The sequence below is a fragment of the Flavobacterium sp. CR10 genome, from assembly GCF_055814415.1.
Genome location: NZ_CP185985.1, coordinates 2,831,855 through 2,854,006 on the forward strand (window position 1 = coordinate 2,831,855; position 22,152 = coordinate 2,854,006).

Below are 22,152 nucleotides of genomic sequence, written 5' to 3' on the forward strand. Positions count from 1 at the left end.
GCCAAATAAAATGAAATAGATTTTAATTACCTAATTAATTATTTTTGTTTCTTAATAATTATTTAAAATTTAGGAGTTATTTTTATAAAATTAACATTTAAAATATTAATTAAATAAAAGTTTTTCAATGTGTTGAAGTGGTCATTGTTTAGATTTCTAATTTGAAAAACTAAAATTTATGATTAAAAACTAAAAAAATAATTGTTAAGTGATGGCTTACATTTGTTTTGTTAAAACATTTTTATAAGTGATGATTAATAAACAAAAAGCGATTCACTTTTCAGGAATCGCTTTTTATAAATTATTCTTTAATTTTTGATAATGAAACTGCATTGATGCAATAACGCAGACCACTCGGAGGAGGCCCGTCAGGGAAAACATGTCCTAAATGCGAGTCGCATACATTGCACACTACCTCAACACGAATCATTCCGTATGATTTGTCAGCATGATAAGCAATAGCATTTTCTTTTACAGGTTGGGTAAATGATGGCCATCCTGTGCCAGATTCAAACTTTTCGCTTGCATCGAAAAGAACTGTTCCGCAACATTTACATTCATAAATTCCAGGATCAAACAAGCTGCATAATTCGGAACTAAAAGATCTTTCAGTTCCTTTTAAACGAGTTACCTGAAATTCTTCTGGAGTAAGAATCTGTTTCCATTCTTCTTCCGTTTTCTCCACTTTTTTGTCTGGAGTTGGATTTCCTTTATTTGTAAAATGAATTACATCTGCCCATTTTATCATAACTTTTTGTTTTAAAGTTTCAAGTTCAATGTGACTGCAAACTGCGACTGAACACTATTCCTCTTCCTTTTGTCCCATCATCATCAGATAAGCTTTTAAGAAAGGATCGATATTTCCGTTCATTACGCCGTCAACATCGCTGGTCTCGTAACCTGTACGAACATCTTTTACCAATTTATAAGGTTGCATCACGTAGTTACGAATCTGTGAACCCCATTCGATTTTCATTTTGCTTGCTTCAATGTCAGCACGTTGTGCTTGCTGTTTTTTTAATTCGATTTCATACAATTGAGAACGAAGCATTTGCATAGCGCGCTGTCTGTTATCCTGCTGTGATCTTGTTTCAGAACACTGAATCTGGATTCCGGTTGGTTTGTGAACAAGCTGTACTTTCGTTTCAACTTTGTTTACGTTTTGTCCTCCAGCACCACTCGAACGAGAAGTTGTAATTTCGATATCGGCAGGGTTAATGTCAATCTCGATACTATCATCTACAAGCGGATAAACATACACAGAAACAAATGAAGTATGACGTTTTGCATTACTGTCAAAAGGCGAAATTCGAACCAAACGGTGAACACCATTTTCACCTTTAAGATACCCAAAAGAATAATCTCCTTCGAATTCTAAAGTTACGGTTTTAATTCCAGCTACGTCACCTTCCTGAAAGTTAAGTTCTTTTATTTTATAGCCATAACTTTCTCCCCACATCATGTACATACGCATGAGCATTCCTGCCCAGTCACAGCTTTCTGTTCCTCCGGCTCCAGCTGTAATCTGAACCACAGCGCTTAAACTGTCTCCTTCGTCAGAAAGCATATTTTTGAATTCGATGTTTTCAATGTGTGCTTGAGCAACATTATATTGTTCATCCAATTCATCTACAGAAAGTTCGCCTTCTTTGTAGAAATCATAAGCAAGCTGTAATTCTTCAGTGAGAGAAACTGCTTTATCATAATCTTCAATCCATTTTTTCTTGTTTCGAAGATTTTTTACAATGTTTTCTGCTTCTTTCGGATTGTTCCAAAAGTCTGGTGCGAACGTTTTTTCTTCTTCGTTTGCAATTTCGATTAGCTTGGCATCAACGTCAAAGATACCTCCTCAACGCACCAAGGCGCTCCACAATACCTTTTACTTGTTCGGCTGTTGTCATAAATTAATTAATAGGTTTTTATATGTTTTTTAGAATTATTACGTTAATTTGGTCTAGAGAAACCAGCGAGTTAAATTTTACCAAAACTTGCTGAGAATAACTATAAGTAATACGTAATTTTGCATACAAAAATAAGATATAGTTTTTAGAATATGGAAATAAATTTAATCAGCGATACCATAACAAAGCCTACTTATGAAATGCTGCAGTATATGTTTAACGCTCATGTTGGCGATGATGTATACAAACAGGACCCAACGGTGATTGAATTGGAAAACAGAACAGCAGAGTTTTTTGGTATGGAAGCTGGTCTTTTCTTTCCGTCTGGAACTATGGCAAACCAGACTGCAATAAAACTGCATACGCAGCCTGGCGAACAGCTAATAGCTGATAAATATGCTCACATTTATCATTATGAAGGAGGAGGAGTTTCTTTTAATAGTGGCGTTTCTTGCTGCCTCCTGGATGGAAATCGCGGAATGATTACGGCGGCGCAAGTAAAAGCGGCAATAAACGATCCAGAATTTTATCATAGTCCGCTAACAAGTTTGGTTTGTGTAGAAAATACGACCAATAAAGGTGGTGGCGCATGTTATGAATTGGAAGATTTAAGAGAAATAAAAAAGGTTTGCGATGCTCATAATTTGAAATTTCACTTAGATGGAGCAAGAATTTGGAATGCATTGGTAGCTAAAAGACAGAATCCTAGAGAATTCGGAGCTATTTTTCATACTATTTCAGTTTGTTTATCAAAAGGATTAGGTGCTCCAATTGGTTCTGTATTGCTTGGAAGTAAAGCTGATATTCACAGAGCGTTGAGAATCAGAAAGATATTGGGTGGGGGGATGCGTCAAGTTGGTTATTTAGCTGCAGCTGGATTATATGCTTTGGCTCATAATATCGAAAGATTGGCAGAAGATCACCGCAGAGCAAAAGAAATTGCAAAAATCTTAAGCACAAAACCTTGGATTGCGTCAATTGAGCCTGTAGAAACTAATATTTTGATTTTTTCATTAGCTGAAGGTTACAGTGATCAATTATTGATTGAAAAATTGAAACAGAAAAATATACTAATAAGTTCTTTAGGGCATAATAAACTCAGAATTGTAACGCATTTGGATTACAAAGAAGTGATGCATACTTATGTGTTGGAAACACTTTCGAAGTTTTGAAAGAAAGGTTCAAAGTTGCAAAGGTTCAGAGGAACAAAGGATAAAAAAAGAGGATGTAAAAACATCCTCTTTTTTTTATGACAAATAAAGAAAACCTTTGAACCTTTGCCTCTCTGTATCTCTGTATCTTTGTCCCTTACTTAAATAAATTATCCATTCCAGGAATAGAAGGCATATCCATTCTGGCAACAGCATCTAATTCTCTTTCGTTTACACTTGTTGCTTTTTCTATAGCTTTATTTAGCGTCACAATTAAGTAATCTTCCAGTTGCTCTTTATCTTCTAAAAGAGAATCGTCAATAGAAAGAGATTTTATTTTTCTGCTTGCTGTAATAGTAACTTTTAATAATCCGTCAGCGCTTTGTTCATCAATCAAAACAGTATCTAAACGCTTTTTTGTATCTTCAATTTTTTGTTGGGTTTCTTTAAGTTTACCCATCATTCCCATTAAATCCATTTTTGTTGATTTTTTAAATTATTTCAGACAAAATTAGTATATTGCTGTGTTAATTCAATAGAATATTTTATGAAAAAATTAATTTTGTTCTGTTGGGTTTGTGCTATTTTTGCGTCTTCATATTTAAAAATTAATGCTCAATCAATGCAAAATGATATATCGGCCCCAAAGGCTAAAATAATTCCAAAGACATTAAAAAAACATAAAGAAACTAGAATTGACAACTATTTCTGGCTTAATGACAGAGAAAACCCAGAGGTAATAGATTATTTAAATCAGGAGAATGCTTATTACGAAAGCATGACTTCTCACACCCAAAAATTAAAAGATAATCTATTTGAAGAAATGAAAGGAAGAATAAAAGAAGACGATTCTTCGGTTCCTTATTTCTACAATGGATATTTTTACATTACGCGTTTTGAAACAGGTCAAGATTATCCAATTTTCGCTCGAAAAAAGGGAAGCCTTTCCGCAGATGAAGAAATTCTTTTTGACTGTAACGAAATGGCAAAAGGACATGCTTATTTCAAATTAGGAGGTTTGAGTATTAGCCCAGATAACAAATTTGCCAGTTTTGGAGTAGATATCGTAGGGAGAAGAATTTATACTATTCAAATAAAAAATCTGGAAACAGGTGAAATCTTAGCCGATAAAATAGAAAATGTTACAGGAGCTTCTGTTTGGGCAAATGATAATAATACTATTTTCTATGTTAGACAAGATGAGGTGACATTAAGAGCCGACAAAGTTTTTAAACATAAATTAAATACTTCTTCAGATAATGATGTTTTAGTTTACAATGAAGTAGACGATACTTTTAATGTGGCTATCAGTAAAGAAAAATCAAAAAAATATATTGTTATTAGTTGCGGAAGTACTTTGACAACTGAATATAGAATTTTGAATTCTAATAATCCAGATGGAGAATTTACGGTTTTCCAACCACGTGTTCGCGGATTGGAATATAGCATTTCTCATTACGAGGATTCGTTTTACATTCTCACAAATAAAGATAAGGCGACCAATTTTAAATTGATGAAAACGCCTGAAGAAAAAACAGGAAAGAAAAACTGGGTAGATCTTATTCCGCACAGAGAAGATGTTTTGTTGGAAGATATTGAAATATTTAAAAACTATCTAGTTGTTGAAGAACGCTCTAATGGATTAAATCATATTCGAATAATGCCTTGGAACGGTGAACCAGATTATTATCTTCCTTTTGGCATCGAAACCTATAATGCGTACACTACAACCAATGTTGATTTTGACACCGATATTTTGCGTTACAGTTATCAATCATTGGCAACTCCATCTTCTATAATTGATTTTAACATGAAGACTAAAACCAAAGAAATCTTAAAAGAGCAACAGGTTTTAGGTGGAAAGTTTGATAAAGAGAATTATATAGAGGAAAGAGTTTGGGCAACTGCTAGAGATGGCGTAAAAGTGCCAATTTCTATGGTTTATAGAAAAGGATTAGAGAAAAACGGTAAAAATCCGTTGTTGCTTTATGCGTATGGTTCGTACGGAATAACAATGGATACGTATTTTTCTTCAACAAGATTATCGCTTCTAGACCGCGGATTTGTTTACGCTATAGCGCATATTAGAGGAGGAGAAGATTTAGGAAGACAATGGTATGAAGATGGAAAACTGTTAAAAAAGAAAAATACCTTTACAGATTTCATCGATTGCTCTAAATTTGTAATTGACCAAAAGTATACTTCTCCTGAACATCTGTATGCAGAAGGAGGATCTGCTGGAGGACTTTTAATGGGAGTAATTGTAAATGAAGCTCCTGAATTGTATAATGGCGTTATTGCTCAGGTGCCTTTTGTAGACGTAATTACCACGATGTTAGATGACAGTATTCCGCTTACAACAGGAGAGTATGACGAATGGGGAAATCCAAACAATAAAAAATATTACGATTATATGTTGTCGTATTCGCCTTACGATAATGTAAAAGCACAGGAATATCCTAATATGTATGTTTCTACCGGATTACACGATTCGCAGGTACAATACTGGGAGCCAGCCAAATGGGTTGCGAAATTGAGGGATTTAAAAACAAATAATAAGCTTTTGTTTTTAGATACCAATATGGATGCAGGTCATGGTGGGGCTTCGGGACGTTTTGAGGCTTTAAAAGACTTAGCAAAAGAATTTAGTTTTTTATTAGATTTAGAAAAAATTAAAAGCTAATTAGAAATTTTTTGTTAAATTTGCAACCTATCAAGGTTAATTTAAAAAGGCCTTTGATTAACTATTTTTTTATGAAAGAAGAAATAACCGCTTATAATAATGTTTTAGAGTTAATAGGAAACACCCCTCTTATTAAACTAAATAAAATCACCGAAGAGTTAGAAGGGAATTTCTACGCAAAGGTAGAAGCTTTCAACCCAGGTCATTCCTCAAAAGATAGAATAGCATTATATATTATTGAAGAAGCCGAGAGAAAAGGAATTCTATCGCCGGGAGATACCATTATCGAAACAACCTCTGGTAATACAGGATTTAGTTTAGCAATGGTAAGCATTATTAAAGGTTACAATTGCATTTTGGCTGTAAGCTCAAAATCATCTAAAGACAAAATTGACATGTTGAGAAGTTTAGGCGCCAAAGTGTATGTCTGTCCTGCTCATGTTTCTGCAGATGATGAAAGATCTTATTATAATGTAGCCAAACGTTTGCACGAAGAGACAAAAGGGTCAGTCTACATTAATCAATATTTCAACCAGTTAAATATTGATGCCCACTACAACACTACAGGTCCAGAGATTTGGGAACAAACAAAAGGACAAATTACGCACTTAGTTGCTTGCAGCGGAACAGGAGGAACTATCTCTGGAACTGCAAAATTCTTAAAAGAAAAGAATCCAAATATTAGAATCTTAGGAGTTGATGCTTTTGGATCTGTATTGAAAAAATACCATGAAACAAAAGAGTTTGACAGTAAAGAAATTTACCCATATCGTATAGAAGGTCTTGGTAAAAACTTAATTCCGTCTGCTACAGATTTTGATATCATTGATAAATTCATGAAAGTAACCGACGAGGAAAGTGCTCACTCTGCTAGAGAAATCACCAGAAAAGAAGGTTTGTTTGTTGGATATACTTCTGGAGCAGTAATGCAGGCCATTAAGCAATATGCTGAAGAAGGAGAATTTACAAAAGACAGCAATATTATTGCCATATTCCCAGATCATGGTTCTCGTTACATGAGTAAAGTATTTAGTGATGACTGGATGAACGAGCAAGGTTTCTTTGATAGTGTTAATGAAGAAGAAGCTCAAAAAATTGAATTCGTAAAGTAATAAAAGTACTTTCCAAAATATACAACTCCATTCGTTCTTGAATGGAGTTTTTTTTGTGATAAACTTTTCTGTGTGATAAGTTTTTTTTTTTTTTTTTTTTTTTTTTGTAAAAAGTTAAAAATAATTATTTTGTTGAATATACCGTATTTATACGTAAGAAATTGTGACTTTATTTGAGTTAAGTTTAATATTTTAATGTTATTTATAATTTTTTAAAAATGCTTTTACCGTCAAAATGAATGAAAAACGTTATTTTAACGAGTTTTTAGGCATTTTATCGGAAATTTTTCTTGTAAAAATTATAATAGTCTAGTTTTGAGGTGTTAAGACAATGAAAGTTGTTTAATCCCTAAAATCTACTATTATGAAAAAATTACTACTAACAGTATTGTTTGTAAGTTTTTTGAATGTGAATGCACAAACACCGATTCAGGAATTTAATTTTAATGGTACTTTAAACAATACAGCAAATACGATTTCATTTATTGGTACGACTAATTTTGTAGCTGATAGAGCAGGAGTGGCAAAAGGAGCTCAACGATTAAATAATAAAGCTTTAGAAGCCGTAATCGATGACGTTCCTCAGGGAAAAAGCTCACGAACAATCAGTATTTGGGTTAAATTCAATGATATTTCCAATGCAAATTATATTTGGGGCTACGGAAATCCTTTAAATGCTCAATATTGCGGTTTATTGCAGCAAGGAACAACTTCTTCTAACTCTGACCTAAGCTTAGCAGCTTGGGGAGCTTCTAATGATGTTATTGTATCTACACCGCTAGAAAAAAATATTTGGTACCATTATATTATTACTTATGAAGGAACTACTTCTAAGATATACCGTGACGGTAAATTACTGAAGTATCTTGAAGGCATGATAAGATCTACAAATGGAAATATTTTTAGATTGGGAGAAATCAATACAATGGTTGGAATAAATGCTGATATAGATGATTTAAAGATTTACAACATAGCTCTGACTGCAGATCAGATTAATGCATTATATGAGAGCGAAAAGACAGCGAATTTGATTGTTGCGGCGCCTGCAGAAGCTAAAACAGTAAAAGTAGCTGTAAAAACAAAAACGGCAAACGAAACAATTATTGCTTCAAGCGAAGTGAATGGTGCTATAAAAAATGTAGAAGTTTATTCTCAAGGGCAGAAAATAGTAGGAAGCAATGCAACAAACATATCCGATCTTCCTGAAGGGACTTATTTATTAAAAATTACCAGTACTCCATCAAAAAAAATTACCTCAAAATAAATGGTTTTTTAGTTTGTTTTTAAATGTTAGTTAGTTTTTTTATTGCGTAAGCAATTGAGTTTTTGGAATAGTAAGAAAGGCTTTCTGTGTTCAGGAGGCTTTTTTTAATTTAACTTCCATCCAAAAGTAGTCTGGAAAACATAATCATCTTTTGATGCTCCTTCTTTAGGCTTGTTATCATAGTTATAAACAAATGACAGCTTGATGAAAAAGTCTAATGGCAAGTTGTATTTGGTATCTACAGAAAAATCGGTACGAACCCTTTTGCTTTCTGTTAAACTAGGAAAAACATTTACTTTCGACTGAATGCTAAAATCTCCAATATCATATAAGTTTAAATCGCTCCCAAGGAATAATTCCAAACTTTTGTTGGCTTCGCTTGTTCCTGTGAAACGTTCGTTATTAAAAGATACTCCAGAAGCAATTCCCCAATATTTTTTATTGCTATGTATTAAGTATTTTCCATATCCGGCTTTTGAAACCACACGAAGGTCGATGTCTTGTTCGGTATTTTTTAAAGTAACAACAGACAGAGGAATAAAATAATCTCGCGGAAGAAGGTGTATATAGCTTACGTCAGTATCTATTCTGCGTATGGGATCGCTCTCGTCTTGTATAGATTGGAGCTGTTTGTATGTAGCCGTTCCGTACCATTTTTTTGCAGTGTAGCCTAAGTTTACGTTTACGGTTAATTGTTGTAAACTTTGAGCTTTAGTTAATTTTATTCCTGCATCAAAACTGGCGTCTAGTCTAGCCCAAAAGCTATCGTCAACAGGTTTTATGCGTACAATATCAGAAAGATCAATAATGCTTTTATTTTGCGTATCGATATTAGTAATTTCGCATTTATTAGTAATTTTGATTTTTGTAATTTTTCCGTTTAGTAAAGTACCGTTAGAAAGATTAATAATATAAACCCTCTCAGAACTAATGTTTCTGACATATTTCCATTCTAATTTAAAATCTTCTTTGCTGTAATCGGTTTCGATCTGTAAAATTCCCTTATTCATTGTCTTTATCTCGCCAACAATGACATCATTGTTTTTCAAAACAAGAGTGTCGGAAATCTGCGCACTGATTTTTAAGAAAAATAAAAGAAAAAATAAAAGTAAAGTTTTCTTCATATTTAAGTTTATTTCTTTGATTTACAGCCCATACTGTTAAAGTTAAAAATAAAAATGCAATGTAAGGCAGAATCGTGAAAAAAACCTGATTTTACTGCCATCTAGCTCTACAAGAAAGTAGGATTAGATTTGAAATTTTTTTGCAAAAGAAAGTTTTTTAAGTCGTATAATTGTTTTTGTGAGAATTCTGTATTTGTGTGTAGGAATCTCTTGGATATGCTGAATTTTAATTATAGTTTTAACAAAATTTTTAAAAATATTGAATGAAATTTTGAAATTGTAAACTATACAATATTTAAAATTTGTAATCTATCGCTATTTGCCTTAAAACGAACTATTCTGATAAAAGCTACCACTATGAAAAAAATAGTACTCACTTTAATGTTTATAAATTTTTTAACAGCCAATGCGCAAAATCCAGTGCAGGAATTTAATTTCAATGGAAATTTAAACAGTGCAGATAACACGATTTCTTTTTTAGGTGCTCCAGTTTTTGTAAGCGATAGAATGGGAAGTCCTAAAAGTGCTTTGCGACTTGCAAATAAAGCTTATCAGGCTGTAGTAGGAGAGCTTCCTCAGGATAATAAGCCAAAAACAATATCGATTTGGGTAAAATTCAATGCAGTCAATATTCCAAATTACATTTTAGGATACGGTGCAGCGGTAAACGGACAATATTTTGGTTTAGTGCAACAGCCTGTGTCTGGAAGTAATTCAGATTTGAGTCTGGTAGGCTGGGGAGATGCAAATAATGTGATCGTTTCAGTGCCATTAGTAAAAGAGGTCTGGTATTTCTATAGTATAACTTATGACGGAAATGTTTCGAAAATTTACCGAAATGGTGAATTGCTTAAATCTGTAGAAGGAATTCAACGTTCTGCAAAAGGATATATTTTAAATGTTGGTAAATTAAGTACCTCAACGAGTATCAACGCAGATATTGATGATTTAAGATTGTATAGTGTAGCTATGACAGACGAGCAGGTTAGGGAAGCATACAATAGCTCAAAACCAAATGGAGCGCCAGTAACAGAAAGTGTGCCTGTTTCAAGTCCTGCGACATCAAGTGCATCTAAAAAGACTGTTGCAACACCTGTAAAAGCATCTGTACCGGCACCTGCAGCTTCTGTTGAAATAAATAAAAGCGGTAAAATTATTGAGGTTTTCTCACAAGGAAGACAAATAATGAGTGCGAATGCTTCTAATATTACAGATTTGCCAGAAGGTACTTATTTGATTAAGGTTATTAATACGAATGGGAAGAAGTAAATCACTCTTGTTTTATATATAAAACTAAGCCTTCTGGGAATATTTTCAGAAGGCTTTTTTGATTAAGTCATATTTTTTTAAATAATTTGACAGATAGATTTTATTGTGAATTTAAAACACGCTTATATTATTAGAAATTTTATTGTCTTTTCAAACGTGATTGGATCTTCATCAGATTCATAAATTTTTAATAAAAATCCCATTTTCTCTAGTTTAAGAAGATCCTCAATTCCGTAGCCATCCCAAGCTAAGGGAATATCATATTTTTCATGAAGAGGTATTTCATTAATTTTTATAGATTGCGTTGGTAAATCATAAATCCATTCAGAAGAAAATAATATTTCATTTGTACCCAACTCTTCTGCTGCCTTTTTTATAGTTAGCTTGAATTTTTCTAATTCAAAATTGTTTAATCCCATTACATTCTGTATTTTTTTAAAATTATCTCTTTCATCAAAGTAATTGTATTTTTCAAATTTATACTTCATTAATGTATCATTTTTTTGGATGATAAAATTGGTCTTCGTTTAAATAAATTTTAGAATTTTATATTAAGCTTTCATATTCCTTCAATTTGTCTCGATGTTTTTCAAGCATTTCACAAATCTCTTTTGTTGGTATCTCTACTACAAACTTTCCGTGATATTGTAAAGTGCTCATTTCTTTATTTATCAATAATTCAGGCACTTCCAAGCCCCATGATATTTCTGTATGTTCTCCGGTCATTACTTTTTTACAGCTTGTAATTCCATCTTCTATCATTGAAAAAGGCATTTCTAGAATTTCACTATTAAAAATCCAAAGTTCCTTATTTTCAAAATAAATCGTTGGTTTGATTTTATACTTTAAAGTTTTCATTTCAAAATTATTTAGAGAGCCATTTTTTTTAAGTATTTATCTATTTTGAAAGTATAATTAGGACTTTCTTTGAATTTTCTAATGCAAACTTCCTCATAATTTTCTGGATGGAAATGATGAAGTTGTTTAAAATTAAGATAAAAATAAAATACCTTCTGAATTTCAGAAGGTATTTTATTATCTCTTTTTCTGCTGACCTGGAGCATAAGCTTTCGCACTTTGGTCTCCATTCATTTTTTTTGCTTGTCCTGGTGGTATTTTTTTACCTGGTGCAGGGTGAGGGTGGCCGTGAGTGTGTACATGCGTGCTGCAACTGATTACACTTAGTACTAAGAACAAAAGTACTAGGGCTACTACAGCAATTCGAGTGATTTTTGATGTTTGCATTTTTAGTTTTAATTTTATTTGAGGTGTTGCAAATATAATCGAAATGTTATCTTTAGAAGTATTTAATCTTAGTTTAAAATGAATTCAAATAGATGTTTTTATTGAGAATTAGAAAAAGTAAAAGTTTAAGTTTCCATTTTTGCTAAGTATTCGTTTATGTTAAAATCAGGATTTGGATTCCCTTCATATTCTCTTATTAATACTTCTTTAGATAGAAAAATGTTGTATCCTATTTGTAAACTGCCTCTTTCATTAAATTCTTTCTGTAATAGATTTTCATTTTCCCAGTCTAAACTTTTATTTACTTTTTCTAAAACAGATGATAATCTATGATTGTTTAAATTATATCGTTCCAGATTCCAAACATATGTATAACTGTCTTCATCAAAAGACATCGGCATCCAAATATCAGATTTTGTTGATAATACAAAACTTTGCTGAAATGTACGAAAGCTGTGCAGACAAAATATACCTGAGTGTATTTCTTCACCCTTTTCAGTGTATATTACGGTGTCTCCGTTAATATCAAACTCAAAACATGTTTGTAAAAAATTGTCTTTTTCTATTAAAGAGACTAAATCTTCTATGTCAATATAATCCAATTTTTCATTCTTACCGTCTAATGATTTTGGAATCAATAGTTTCGATTCGATGAGAATAGTTAGTAAAGTTTTTAAATCTGATCTAATTTCCGGGTATGGTGCTATTTCATAATCATAACCGTATTTATTACTGTCAAAATGCCAACTCCCTCTTAATTTTAGTGGTGAATAAAGTGTCATAACTTAAAAATTAATAAATCATTATAAATTTATTTCCTCTTCAGTTTTTAGCTTATTTATAAAATCTTCAAAATTAGCTGCAATTTTTAAAAATTGTTCTTCAGGAAGATAATCTGTCCAACGGTTAACTAAGATGGTTTCATAATCAGGACCTTCATCTAGACACAAACAAAAATGCCATCCTCCCATATCTAAAGCAAAAGGAACGAGTTTACGACGATAATTTTGAATAAACTCCTCAGTAAGTTTGAATAAATCAGCGTAATTTAAATAATTTTTAACTTCCCAGACAGTTTCGTCATGATCTACAAAATATCTTTCATAATGACTCAATCCTCCATTTAATTTTAAAAAACCCTTAAAATATTCAGGTAAGTTTTCGTTAACAATACTCTCGATGTGCCTCAAATTTGAGTCGCCCATTCTTGGATATAGATTTAATTTTCTCATTTTTTATGGATATGTTGTTATTCCGAAATATGCTTTAGGTACATTTTTCATTTTTAGTTTATTTTAAAATAAGTACTTATAAATGTATTGTCAATTTTTTGCAACAGTTCCATTTGTAATGCATTAGATTTGTATTCCTGCCTTCTGTATATCCATCTAAAAATATCAGTATAAAGTAATTCGTCTGCAATGTTTTTTTTATCAGTGATTTCGTTTGTTTCTAAATGATATACAAAAGACATATTCGAAAATGCCTGAATTATTTGAATTTGGTTAGAATCAATTAAATATGCCCATTCAATATTTACATCGTTTCCAAACTTTATTTTTTTACTTTCTAAAGTTCGAAGATCGGTCAAAACCAAACTTCTTTTATTGATTAATAAGTGATTTTCTGGATAAAAGAAACTCCCGACCAGACTGTCTTGAAATGTATATCCATCTTCTCTAAAATATACTTTTAAACTTTTCTTAGTAAAATCTACAGTATTTAATAAAAGAAAATCAGTGCACGGAATGAATGCGAAATTTTTATCCGGGTGTTCAACTTCAATTTTTTCATTTATTACACACTGAATTGTATCAACAGAAAACAATTCTTTGGTTTTATCTTTTCCATCAATCAGCAAAGCATAATAGATAAGTTCCTGACCTCTGTTAGGTTCTTCCCAGCCTTTGTAAACGAGTTCTATTTTTTTGTTTAGAATTTTATGAGGTTCTAATTTTTCTGTTTTCTTTAATTGAATCATAGATTATGTGGCTCCTTTGTAAAAATAAAATGCGATTAATTCTCATGCCAATATTCTGTAGAGGCACACTGCAGTGCTCCTCTACAATAGATCTTGCGTAATAATTATTTTTCGATCTGTAAAACCCCATATATAAAACAGCCGTAATAACCTCTGTATTCATCAATATCAAAAATTAAAAGATAAGTGTTCTGGCAATCTTTAAAATTGCAAACTTGATATCGGTACAGAAATGTTCTATTTGGATCTTCTAAATTTTCTAGTTTATTAATATGAAATTGAGCCAGATCCTTATTTGTGATTTGTCCCGTTTCTATTAATGAACTTAAAAAATTAGAGTTTTTAAAAGAAATAATAGCTTCATGTTTTATTCCTCCATTTCCGCAGTAAAAACTAAAAGGCAATTCAAAATCGGGTGTTTCAGTAGGAAACGATCTTTTGCCACCTAATTGTATTTTTTTTGTAATCGAAATTTTGGGCATAATGGACGGATAACGATTTGTAAATAAGAAGAAACGTAAATGGAGAGCATTTTAAATGGTTATTTCTTTGTGATAAATCCCTCTAGGGATCTTTAATTTAGCCACTATTTCATCTGTTAATAATGGAGACTCCCAAATGCCAAGAATATAGGTGATATCTTCTCCCAGCATATCTTCTCCAGCGCCTCTCGGTTGACAATCAAATTGCCAGCGAAGAAATTCGATTCTTAAATACTCTTTCCCGTCTAATTCCATCAAAGTGATATAACCAGGGCAGTCATACAGTTTATGAATTTTTAAAACACTTTTGTAATATCCTTTATGATTATTGTCTTCTTCAATTTCGAATCCGTATGTTTTTGATAAAAACAATAATTCACCTAAAGTAAAATATTCATCAGAAGCCGCGCGTGATTCAGCGACTAAGTTTTTTGTATAGGTTTTTTTCTCAGAATATTCTACATCTAATAATTTTATAGAAGGTCTTACTAATTCTGTTTTGATTGAACTTATTCCTTCAGTATTATTTGTGGTTCCATTACCAAAGATTTCAGATTGGATGCAGTAGAAGTTTTCTATTAATTTCATTTGGAAGATTTGGTTACCATTTGCTCTATGAACAAATATAATTTTTTATTTGAATTAAGGGAAAATTCCGAAAAACAAAAAAGCTCCAGAAAACTCCAGAGCTTTTTAAAATATATTTTATAGAAAGACTATTCTTCTTTCATGGTATGATAAACGTTCATTACGTCATCATCTTCTTCGATTTTTTCGATCAATTTCTCAACGTCAGCAATTTGAGCTTCCGTTAATTCTTTAGTGATTTGCGGAATACGCTCAAAACCAGAAGAAAGGATTTCAAGACCTCTGTTTTCTAATTCCTTCTGTAAAGCACCAAAACTTCCAAAAGGAGCATAAATTAAGATTCCGTCTTCATCTTCAAAAACTTCCTCGGCACCAAAATCAATTAATTCTAATTCTAATTCCTCAGCATCGATACCATCTTTTGCAATTCTGAAGTTGCAAGTGTGGTCAAACATAAACTCAACAGAACCTTGAGTTCCCATTGTTCCGTTGCATTTGTTGAAATAACTGCGAATGTTTGCTACAGTTCTATTGTTGTTATCAGAAGCAGTTTCAATTAAGATTGCAATTCCGTGAGGAGCGTATCCTTCAAACAAAATTTCTTTATAGTTAGCAGTATCTTTATTACTTGCATTTTTAATCGCGCGCTCCACATTGTCCTTAGGCATGTTAGCGGCTTTTGCATTTTGAATAACAGCTCTTAATCTAGAATTGGCGTCTGGGTTTGGTCCGCCTTCTTTAACAGCCATTACGATATCTTTACCAATTCTGGTAAATGTTTTGGCCATTGCTGACCAACGTTTCATTTTTCTTCCTTTTCTAAATTCGAACGCTCTTCCCATTTCTAATTTTTAGTTTTGTGATGCAAAAATACGGTTTTCCTAATTTTTACAAAAACAAAATTGTTCTTTTTTGTTTCAGGTTTTAGGTTTCAAGTTACTTAGTTTGTGTTGAATTTAACCGCAAAGTACGCAATCCCGATAGCTATCGGGAACGCAAAGCTCACAAAGAAATTTTTAAATTAAGCGATAAAATAAAAAAGTTCACAAAGCTATATAAATAAAACTTTGCGCACTATAGTTATCGGGATTGCTAAAAAAAACTTAGAATCTTAGTATCTCAGTATCTTAGTATCTTAGAACCTTTTAAAAGAAAACTACTTAACCCCTCCATTAAATTCATTAATAATATTTACAGCCTCATTCAAGTAAGGGTTGGTTTTAAGATTATCCATTTGGTATTGGTTAATCGTTTTATCATTAGGATAAGCTCCTAAAAGAAACTGATTGACGCTAGAATTGTATACATCTAGCGGATTATTTTCGTCATTAAAAGTATTAATTTCTGTCCAAAGCGCATTCAATGTTTTTTTCTGTTTAAAAACTGCATCTAATGTCAGCGGAATCTCTGCTTTTGGAGTATTTACAAGTTGATCTATCTTGAGATTGATCTTTTTTATGTTGCTAAAAAAGTAATTGTCTGCTAATCTTTCCGAACTGTTTTTAGCAATTTTATCAATCAAATTTCGTTTCACATACGTCTTGTATTTTAAGAAAGGTTCAATGCTGTCGTTTTTTATTGCCGTCGGGAAATCGCTTTCTTTCTGGTAAATATCTTCATAAAATTCAGGAAGAACAACATCTGGTTTTACTCCAACGTATTGATGGCTTTTCCCTGTAATCCTGTAGAATTTATTGATTGTAATTTTTAAGAAATCGGTATTTTTTTCTTCGTCAAGTGGAAGAATAGTTTGCATGGTAGCTTTTCCAAGTGTAGAGCTTCCTAACAAAAGTGCGCGATTGTAGTCTTGCATGATCGAAGAGAAAAACTCGCTTGCCGAAGCCGTATTGCTGTTTACTAAAACCACAATGGGACCTCTATAAATTACGCCTTTAAAAGGATCATTAATTACAGATTTTTCTTTTTTGCTGTCAATTACAATCGAAAGTGGACCATAATCTACAAACATTCCTGCCAATTTTATAGCCTCTTCCATAGAACCGCCGCCATTGTCAATAAGATCAATTACCAGTCCTTTTATGCTGTCTCTTTGCAGTTTTATAACTTCGCGTGCCACATCATCTGCACAGCCTTTTCTGCTTGTGCCATCAAGATCAGCATAAAAACTCGGAATTTTTACATAACCAATTTTGCTGTCTTTGCCAATGATGAAACTGAAAACCGAATTTTCTTCATCCTTCATCATCTGTTTTTCAATATAAACATCAAAACTTTTACCTGAATTGCGTTTTAAGGTAAGCGTGATATGCTTGTTATTTTCAGACAAAATCATAGACGATATAGATTCTAGAGAAGCACACGAAACCTGAAGCGTTTCTTTCTGATTGGAAATCGAAATAATCTGATCGCCTTTTTTTATCTGTCCTGTTTGATATGCTGGACCATTTGGATCTATTTCATCAATGATAATTTCATTTTTCTCGTTGAGGTTTACCGTCATTCCTAGCGACAAATGCTCTTTTGATAAAGAAGCAACAAAACTAGTTTTAGAATCATCACTAAAATAAGCCGTATGTGGATCAAAATACGTGCAAAAGAAATTATACAGTTTTTCTTCCTGTTTCGTATTCGATTCTATTAATGTATTGAAACGACAGATTTCATTTGAAACGATTTGATTTTTAGAAGCTTGTTCTATCGATTTAAAATTCGTTTTTAAAGAATCTAGATTTTCACTCATTTCAGCAATATCGTCTAAGATTTGATAGCGTAGTTTTTTTATCCAAACCTTTTCTATGTCTTCTTTTTTTAAATAAAAGGCAAAAGATTTTTTATAAAAACGAATTGTATCTTTCTTAGTGTAATCTATCGGGATGGTCTGAATCTTTTCTAAAACCTTTTTAGTGCGTATGAGGCCATTTACGTATTTTGCTTTTATATCAGTAAGAAAACTGCAATCGTTCTTTAGAATCAAATCGTCTAAGTTGTATCGGTATTTCTGAGCCAATTCGTCATATTCGCTTTTAAAAAAGATATTGCGAGAAGGGTCAAGTTCGTTAATGAGATTGTCAAAAACGAACACAGATAAGCTGTCATCAACTGGTTTGGGTCTCAAATGTTCAGCTTGAATAAGCGCATTTATTTTGTTTAATATTTCACAAGTTTCAGCGCTGTTTTGACCAAAGGATATAGTTGATGTCAGCAAAAAAAGGAGTAGTGAAATCTTTTTCATAAATGGAAATTCAAGGTTCATGATTAAAGTTACACTAATTTTTTTAGAAATTGTAGTATTTTTAGCAAAATATCGACAACGAAAAGCATTTAACCGTTAAACGAATACACAACAAATAAATTAACCTGAATCTGCTTATTTTACAGCAAAAAAAATGCGTTACAACCGTAACGCATTCTTTAATTTTATAAAGTTCAAAACTTATTTCTTGTAAAATGGTAATTTAACCACTTTAGCAGGAACATCATTTTTTCTGATTCTAATAAAAATATCGCTATCAACAGCACCGTTTGCAGTTGTAACATAACCTAAACCAATTCCTTTATTCATAGAAGGAGACATAGTTCCAGAAGTTACAATTCCGATTACCGCTCCAGAACCATCAACAATTTCGTAATCGTGTCTTGGCACTGCACGCTCTTGCATTTCAAAAGCAATTAATTTTCTTGTAACACCAGCTTCTTTTTGTTTTTTAAGAGCTTCAGAATTAGTAAAGTCTTTTGTGAATTTTGTAATCCATCCTAAACCAGCTTCAAGTGGAGAAGTAGTATCGTTAATATCATTTCCGTATAGGCAGAATCCCATTTCCAAACGTAAAGTATCACGAGCAGCAAGACCAATCGGTTTAATTCCGAAAGCAGCCCCAGCTTCAAAAACTTTGTTCCAGATAGCTTCAGCATCAGCATTTTTGCAGTAAATTTCAAATCCGCCAGAACCTGTATAACCAGTAGCAGAAATAATAACATCACTGAATCCTGCAAAATCAGCTACTTCAAAATGATAATAAACAATAGCAGACAAATCAACAGAAGTCAAAGACTGCATAGCTTCAACCGCTTTTGGACCTTGAATTGCCAATAAAGAATATTCGTCAGAAAGATTCTTCATATCAACTCCTAAATCGTTATGAGATGAAATCCAGTTCCAATCTTTTTCAATATTAGAAGCATTTACAACCAGTAAATACTCTTCCTCTTTCATTTTATAAATAATCAAATCGTCAACAATTCCGCCTTCATTATTTGGAAGACAAGAATATTGCGCTCTTCCAATTGTCAAAGTAGATGCATCGTTTGAAGTCACTTTCTGAATCAAAGCCAATGCATTTGGACCCGATAACAAAAATTCACCCATGTGAGAAACGTCAAAAACGCCAACACCATTACGAACCGTTTCGTGTTCAGCATTAACCCCTTCATAAGTGATAGGCATATTATAACCAGCAAAAGGAAGCATTTTAGCTCCTAAACCTTCATGTATGTGCGTAAGCGCAGTATTTTTCATTGTGTTGTTTTATAAAATTGTTTTGCAAATCTATTCAAAAAATATCAAATTAAAAGACCTTAAATTATAAATTTCGCAATAATTTGGAGCTATTTCCTGCTATCCGCTATATCTTTTTGTTTTTAAAGAAAAAACAAAAAGGATGCCGCTACTATCAGGGCTAGGGGCGACAGTTTCAAAAGAAGAATCATGATTTCAATTTTTTATGTAATTTTAGTATAAAAATTAAACCTTTACATTTAGCTATGTTTATTTAAGTAAGTGAAACGCCTTTATGTGTAAAGAAAAGCTATGATTCTATGTGTTTAAAATTAACACCAACTAAAGAATGAAATCACCGTATTTAATTAATAAAGAAGAAATTCAGAAATTATATAAACCTGTAAACCTTCAAACTCACAAAGGAACACAAGGTCATGCGGTGATTATTGCTGGAAGTTACGGCAAAATAGGAGCGGCGGTTTTAGCTTCAAAATCCTGCCTCAAAACAGGCTGCGGACTCGTAACGACTTTTATACCCAAATGCGGTTATCAAATACTCCAAATTTCTATTCCCGAAGTAATGACCGTAACCGACGAAAACACCAATTTTATTACCAATATCCATCTTCCGTTTATTCCGCAAGCCGTTGGAATTGGCCCAGGAATAGGAAAGGAGCTAGGAACACAAAAAGCATTATTCGAATTTTTAAGAGTTAACAAAGCACCTTTAGTTCTCGATGCAGATGCATTAAATATTATTTCCGAAAATTTATCTTGGTTGGAATTAGTTCCAGAAGACACGATTCTAACACCGCATCCAAAAGAATTAGAACGTTTAATAGGAAAGTGGAATTCAGAAGCCGAGAAATTCCAAAAAACGATTGCTTTTTCTGAAAAATATAAAGTGATTGTGGTCATGAAAGGTGCGCCAACCTACATTATCAACAGAACTTCAGTCTACGAAAACACAAGCGGAAACGCTGCACTAGCAACCGCAGGAAGCGGCGATGTTCTAACCGGAATCCTCACAAGTCTTCTAGCGCAAGGATACGAACCCAAATACGCTTCTAAAATGAGCGTTTACCTCCACGGTTTAACAGCCGATTTAGCCTTGCCAAAAACAGGTTATGAGTCTTTTACGGCTTCTACGATTATAAAGTATCTTGGAAAAGCTTTTTTGAGTTTAGAAAAGTAATTTTAACGCAGAGAGCACAAAGATTTTTCACAAAGTTCGCAAAGAATATTTTCATTTTTTGTCATCCTGAGCGAAGTCGAAGGAACACAAAGATATTCCTCAAAGTTTAGTTTCTTCGTCGAGCTACTTGTGTCCCTTCGACTTCGCTCAGGGTGACAAGCCGAATGCGTTACTATGTAATTAAATCTTTGTGATCTTAAAAAAGCAATACAAACTCAAAAAAAACTTCGTTTTCTTTGCGTAAACCTTTGTGAACTTTGCGGTAAAAAATAAAATCTAAAATCAAAAATTGTAAGTTTGTAATATCAAAGATTAGAAACTTAGCAACTCAGTTTCTTAGCATCTTTGAATCTTTAAAAATGAAAAATTTCGACTTAAGAACAGTAAACGTCATGCGTTATATAACGCCGCTGCGCGAAGGCGGATCTTTACCCGCTTTAGCAGAAGCCGATGACGACTTTAAATACGTATTAAAATTTAGAGGTGCCGGACACGGCGTAAAAGCCCTAATAGCCGAATTAGTTGGCGGACAAATAGCCAAAGCCTTAAAACTGCAATTGCCAGAACTAGTTTTCGCAAATCTAGACGAAGCATTCGGAAGAACCGAAGCCGATGAAGAAATTCAAGATTTGCTGCAAGGAAGTCAAGGCTTAAACTTGGCGCTTCACTTTTTATCAGGAGCCATTACTTTTGATCCTGCAGTAACAACTGTCGATGCTAAATTGGCTTCACAAATTGTTTGGCTAGACGCATATATCACAAACGTAGATAGAACTTTCAAAAATACCAATATGCTCATCTGGCATAAAGAATTATGGCTGATTGATCATGGAGCATGTTTGTATTTCCATCATTCTTGGAACAACTGGGAACAACACGCTAAAAGTCCGTTTGCATTGATAAAAGATCACGTTTTGTTGCCTCAAGCTTCAATGTTAAAAGAAGTCGATGCTGAGTTTAAAGCGATCCTAACACCTGAAATTTTAGAAGAAATTGTCAATACAATTCCATTAGACTGGTTGCAATGGGAAGATGCGGATGAAACACCAGAAGGATTGCGAAACGTTTATTTGCAGTTTTTAAAGACAAGATTAGAGAATTCAGAAATATTTGTAAATCAGGCGCAAAATGCAAGATAATCACTTATACGAATATGCTGTGATTCGTGTTGTGCCAAGGGTAGAGCGCGAAGAATTCCTGAATATCGGAATCATTTTGTTTTGCAAAAAAGCCAAATTTATAAAGGTTCTTTTTCATTTAAATAAAGAAAAAATTCAAGCGCTTTCTAATGATTTCGACATCGAACAATTAGAATGCAATCTGACTTCATTAGTAAAAATAGCCAACGGAGCCAAAGATGGCGGTCCAATCGCTGAATTTGAAATTCCAGAGCGTTTTCGATGGTTAACGGCCATTAGAAGTTCGGCAATCCAAACCTCGAGACCACATCCGGGGTTAACTCAGGATTTGGAGAAAACCGTTCAGCGTTTGTTTGAGGAGTTGGTTCTTTAAGGATAGGTTCAAAGGTGCAGAGGTTCAAAGGGACAAAGGTTTTTCTGTAGAGACGCACTGGGGTGCGTCTAATTGTTTGCCACAGATTAAATGGATTAAAATAATTTTTGTTTCTCAATCTTGTCATTTCGACGAAGGAGAAATCTCCACAAGTAACTCCGCAACGATAATCCAAATCTTTGTAGA

General features: G+C 32.9%; 22 protein-coding genes. 8 read left to right on the forward strand and 14 right to left on the reverse strand.

The window, feature by feature from the left end:
* Positions 1 to 301: 301 nt before the first annotated feature.
* Positions 302 to 748, reverse strand: coding sequence for a peptide-methionine (R)-S-oxide reductase MsrB (msrB, locus tag ACNRYB_RS12570; protein ID WP_119789906.1), 447 nt, complete (start codon positions 746 to 748; stop codon positions 302 to 304).
* A 54-nt stretch (positions 749 to 802) separates the two neighbouring features.
* A protein-coding gene (gene prfB, locus ACNRYB_RS12575) for a peptide chain release factor 2 (protein ID WP_119789908.1) occupies positions 803 to 1,901 on the reverse strand; the annotation gives its coding sequence in 2 pieces (ribosomal slippage) (positions 803 to 1,837 and positions 1,839 to 1,901; 1,098 coding nt in all).
* A gap of 152 nt (positions 1,902 to 2,053) precedes the next feature.
* On the opposite strand from prfB, the gene ACNRYB_RS12580 reads away from it, so the two are divergent.
* Positions 2,054 to 3,073 carry a threonine aldolase family protein gene (locus tag ACNRYB_RS12580; protein WP_473727442.1) on the forward strand — a complete coding sequence of 340 codons (1,020 nt, stop codon included), beginning with the start codon at positions 2,054 to 2,056 and terminating at the stop codon, positions 3,071 to 3,073.
* 136 nt (positions 3,074 to 3,209) lie between these two features.
* Here the strand turns inward: ACNRYB_RS12580 and ACNRYB_RS12585 are convergent, their stop codons facing one another.
* Complete coding sequence (locus ACNRYB_RS12585; RefSeq protein WP_008462685.1) at positions 3,210 to 3,530, reverse strand: YbaB/EbfC family nucleoid-associated protein; 321 nt, start codon at positions 3,528 to 3,530, stop codon at positions 3,210 to 3,212.
* 69 nt (positions 3,531 to 3,599) lie between these two features.
* Here ACNRYB_RS12585 and ACNRYB_RS12590 point away from each other — a divergent pair, with 69 nt between their 5' ends.
* The 3 genes from ACNRYB_RS12590 (at position 3,600) to ACNRYB_RS12600 (ending at position 8,111) form a co-directional block, all read left to right on the forward strand.
* Complete coding sequence (locus ACNRYB_RS12590; protein ID WP_473727443.1) at positions 3,600 to 5,735, forward strand: S9 family peptidase; 2,136 nt, start codon at positions 3,600 to 3,602, stop codon at positions 5,733 to 5,735.
* Positions 5,736 to 5,806: 71 nt separating this feature from the next.
* Entirely contained in the window at positions 5,807 to 6,847 is a 1,041-nt protein-coding gene (locus ACNRYB_RS12595; RefSeq protein WP_008462690.1) for a PLP-dependent cysteine synthase family protein, read from the forward strand.
* Between the two features lie 364 nt (positions 6,848 to 7,211).
* The gene (locus ACNRYB_RS12600) at positions 7,212 to 8,111 is read left to right on the forward strand and encodes a LamG domain-containing protein (RefSeq protein ID WP_129749172.1); all 900 of its coding nucleotides are present in this window, start codon (positions 7,212 to 7,214) and stop codon (positions 8,109 to 8,111) included.
* A 104-nt stretch (positions 8,112 to 8,215) separates the two neighbouring features.
* Here ACNRYB_RS12600 and ACNRYB_RS12605 read toward each other — a convergent pair whose 3' ends face one another.
* Positions 8,216 to 9,235, reverse strand: a complete 1,020-nt coding sequence (locus ACNRYB_RS12605) for a DUF481 domain-containing protein (RefSeq protein WP_473727444.1) — start codon at positions 9,233 to 9,235, stop codon at positions 8,216 to 8,218.
* 357 nt (positions 9,236 to 9,592) lie between these two features.
* Here ACNRYB_RS12605 and ACNRYB_RS12610 point away from each other — a divergent pair, with 357 nt between their 5' ends.
* Positions 9,593 to 10,504 (forward strand): LamG domain-containing protein, encoded by a 912-nt coding sequence (locus ACNRYB_RS12610; protein WP_473727445.1) that lies wholly within the window; start codon positions 9,593 to 9,595, stop codon positions 10,502 to 10,504.
* Positions 10,505 to 10,626: 122 nt separating this feature from the next.
* On the opposite strand, the gene ACNRYB_RS12615 is transcribed toward ACNRYB_RS12610, so the two are convergent.
* The 10 genes from ACNRYB_RS12615 to gcvT all read right to left on the reverse strand — a co-directional run bounded on the left by ACNRYB_RS12615 (position 10,627) and on the right by gcvT (position 19,277).
* The gene (locus ACNRYB_RS12615; protein WP_473727446.1) at positions 10,627 to 10,992 is read right to left on the reverse strand and encodes a hypothetical protein; all 366 of its coding nucleotides are present in this window, start codon (positions 10,990 to 10,992) and stop codon (positions 10,627 to 10,629) included.
* Between the two features lie 58 nt (positions 10,993 to 11,050).
* Positions 11,051 to 11,362, reverse strand: coding sequence for a hypothetical protein (locus ACNRYB_RS12620; RefSeq protein WP_473727447.1), 312 nt, complete (start codon positions 11,360 to 11,362; stop codon positions 11,051 to 11,053).
* 512 nt (positions 11,363 to 11,874) lie between these two features.
* Complete coding sequence (locus ACNRYB_RS12625) at positions 11,875 to 12,531, reverse strand: hypothetical protein (protein WP_473727448.1); 657 nt, start codon at positions 12,529 to 12,531, stop codon at positions 11,875 to 11,877.
* Between the two features lie 21 nt (positions 12,532 to 12,552).
* Positions 12,553 to 12,981 (reverse strand): SMI1/KNR4 family protein, encoded by a 429-nt coding sequence (locus ACNRYB_RS12630; RefSeq protein WP_473727449.1) that lies wholly within the window; start codon positions 12,979 to 12,981, stop codon positions 12,553 to 12,555.
* Between the two features lie 53 nt (positions 12,982 to 13,034).
* A complete protein-coding gene (locus ACNRYB_RS12635; RefSeq protein WP_473727450.1) occupies positions 13,035 to 13,730 on the reverse strand; it encodes a hypothetical protein in 696 nt (231 codons plus the stop codon).
* A gap of 104 nt (positions 13,731 to 13,834) precedes the next feature.
* Positions 13,835 to 14,212 (reverse strand): hypothetical protein, encoded by a 378-nt coding sequence (locus tag ACNRYB_RS12640; protein ID WP_473727451.1) that lies wholly within the window; start codon positions 14,210 to 14,212, stop codon positions 13,835 to 13,837.
* Positions 14,213 to 14,263: 51 nt separating this feature from the next.
* Positions 14,264 to 14,800 (reverse strand): hypothetical protein, encoded by a 537-nt coding sequence (locus tag ACNRYB_RS12645; protein ID WP_473727452.1) that lies wholly within the window; start codon positions 14,798 to 14,800, stop codon positions 14,264 to 14,266.
* A gap of 128 nt (positions 14,801 to 14,928) precedes the next feature.
* A complete protein-coding gene (locus ACNRYB_RS12650; protein ID WP_012024626.1) occupies positions 14,929 to 15,642 on the reverse strand; it encodes a YebC/PmpR family DNA-binding transcriptional regulator in 714 nt (237 codons plus the stop codon).
* A gap of 314 nt (positions 15,643 to 15,956) precedes the next feature.
* The gene (locus ACNRYB_RS12655; RefSeq protein WP_473727453.1) at positions 15,957 to 17,993 is read right to left on the reverse strand and encodes a S41 family peptidase; all 2,037 of its coding nucleotides are present in this window, start codon (positions 17,991 to 17,993) and stop codon (positions 15,957 to 15,959) included.
* A 201-nt stretch (positions 17,994 to 18,194) separates the two neighbouring features.
* The gene (gene gcvT, locus ACNRYB_RS12660; protein WP_473727454.1) at positions 18,195 to 19,277 is read right to left on the reverse strand and encodes a glycine cleavage system aminomethyltransferase GcvT; all 1,083 of its coding nucleotides are present in this window, start codon (positions 19,275 to 19,277) and stop codon (positions 18,195 to 18,197) included.
* A 328-nt stretch (positions 19,278 to 19,605) separates the two neighbouring features.
* On the opposite strand from gcvT, the gene ACNRYB_RS12665 reads away from it, so the two are divergent.
* From ACNRYB_RS12665 to ACNRYB_RS12675, 3 genes are all read left to right on the forward strand, one after another.
* Positions 19,606 to 20,454 carry an NAD(P)H-hydrate dehydratase gene (locus ACNRYB_RS12665; protein ID WP_473727455.1) on the forward strand — a complete coding sequence of 283 codons (849 nt, stop codon included), beginning with the start codon at positions 19,606 to 19,608 and terminating at the stop codon, positions 20,452 to 20,454.
* Positions 20,455 to 20,813: 359 nt separating this feature from the next.
* Positions 20,814 to 21,593 (forward strand): HipA family kinase, encoded by a 780-nt coding sequence (locus tag ACNRYB_RS12670; protein WP_091130310.1) that lies wholly within the window; start codon positions 20,814 to 20,816, stop codon positions 21,591 to 21,593.
* Positions 21,583 to 21,966 carry a DUF3037 domain-containing protein gene (locus ACNRYB_RS12675; RefSeq protein ID WP_066032182.1) on the forward strand — a complete coding sequence of 128 codons (384 nt, stop codon included), beginning with the start codon at positions 21,583 to 21,585 and terminating at the stop codon, positions 21,964 to 21,966. The genes ACNRYB_RS12670 and ACNRYB_RS12675 overlap by 11 nt, the downstream gene beginning before the upstream one ends.
* Positions 21,967 to 22,152 lie beyond the last annotated feature (186 nt).

Excerpts from the sequence above, each read along its gene's own strand:
- ACNRYB_RS12610 (WP_473727445.1), top strand. The coding sequence starts at position 9,593 with ATGAAAAAAATAGTACTCACTTTAATGTTTATAAATTTTTTAACAGCC.
- ACNRYB_RS12635 (WP_473727450.1), bottom strand. The coding sequence starts at position 13,730 with ATGATTCAATTAAAGAAAACAGAAAAATTAGAACCTCATAAAATTCTA.
- ACNRYB_RS12630 (WP_473727449.1), bottom strand. The coding sequence starts at position 12,981 with ATGAGAAAATTAAATCTATATCCAAGAATGGGCGACTCAAATTTGAGG.
- ACNRYB_RS12625 (WP_473727448.1), bottom strand. The coding sequence starts at position 12,531 with ATGACACTTTATTCACCACTAAAATTAAGAGGGAGTTGGCATTTTGAC.
- ACNRYB_RS12605 (WP_473727444.1), bottom strand. The coding sequence starts at position 9,235 with ATGAAGAAAACTTTACTTTTATTTTTTCTTTTATTTTTCTTAAAAATC.
- ACNRYB_RS12670 (WP_091130310.1), top strand. The coding sequence starts at position 20,814 with ATGAAAAATTTCGACTTAAGAACAGTAAACGTCATGCGTTATATAACG.
- ACNRYB_RS12585 (WP_008462685.1), bottom strand. The coding sequence starts at position 3,530 with ATGGATTTAATGGGAATGATGGGTAAACTTAAAGAAACCCAACAAAAA.
- ACNRYB_RS12665 (WP_473727455.1), top strand. The coding sequence starts at position 19,606 with ATGAAATCACCGTATTTAATTAATAAAGAAGAAATTCAGAAATTATAT.
- msrB (WP_119789906.1), bottom strand. The coding sequence starts at position 748 with ATGATAAAATGGGCAGATGTAATTCATTTTACAAATAAAGGAAATCCA.
- ACNRYB_RS12645 (WP_473727452.1), bottom strand. The coding sequence starts at position 14,800 with ATGAAATTAATAGAAAACTTCTACTGCATCCAATCTGAAATCTTTGGT.
- ACNRYB_RS12615 (WP_473727446.1), bottom strand. The coding sequence starts at position 10,992 with ATGAAGTATAAATTTGAAAAATACAATTACTTTGATGAAAGAGATAAT.
- ACNRYB_RS12580 (WP_473727442.1), top strand. The coding sequence starts at position 2,054 with ATGGAAATAAATTTAATCAGCGATACCATAACAAAGCCTACTTATGAA.
- gcvT (WP_473727454.1), bottom strand. The coding sequence starts at position 19,277 with ATGAAAAATACTGCGCTTACGCACATACATGAAGGTTTAGGAGCTAAA.
- ACNRYB_RS12600 (WP_129749172.1), top strand. The coding sequence starts at position 7,212 with ATGAAAAAATTACTACTAACAGTATTGTTTGTAAGTTTTTTGAATGTG.
- ACNRYB_RS12650 (WP_012024626.1), bottom strand. The coding sequence starts at position 15,642 with ATGGGAAGAGCGTTCGAATTTAGAAAAGGAAGAAAAATGAAACGTTGG.
- ACNRYB_RS12675 (WP_066032182.1), top strand. The coding sequence starts at position 21,583 with ATGCAAGATAATCACTTATACGAATATGCTGTGATTCGTGTTGTGCCA.
- ACNRYB_RS12655 (WP_473727453.1), bottom strand. The coding sequence starts at position 17,993 with ATGAAAAAGATTTCACTACTCCTTTTTTTGCTGACATCAACTATATCC.
- ACNRYB_RS12640 (WP_473727451.1), bottom strand. The coding sequence starts at position 14,212 with ATGCCCAAAATTTCGATTACAAAAAAAATACAATTAGGTGGCAAAAGA.
- ACNRYB_RS12620 (WP_473727447.1), bottom strand. The coding sequence starts at position 11,362 with ATGAAAACTTTAAAGTATAAAATCAAACCAACGATTTATTTTGAAAAT.
- ACNRYB_RS12590 (WP_473727443.1), top strand. The coding sequence starts at position 3,600 with ATGAAAAAATTAATTTTGTTCTGTTGGGTTTGTGCTATTTTTGCGTCT.
- ACNRYB_RS12595 (WP_008462690.1), top strand. The coding sequence starts at position 5,807 with ATGAAAGAAGAAATAACCGCTTATAATAATGTTTTAGAGTTAATAGGA.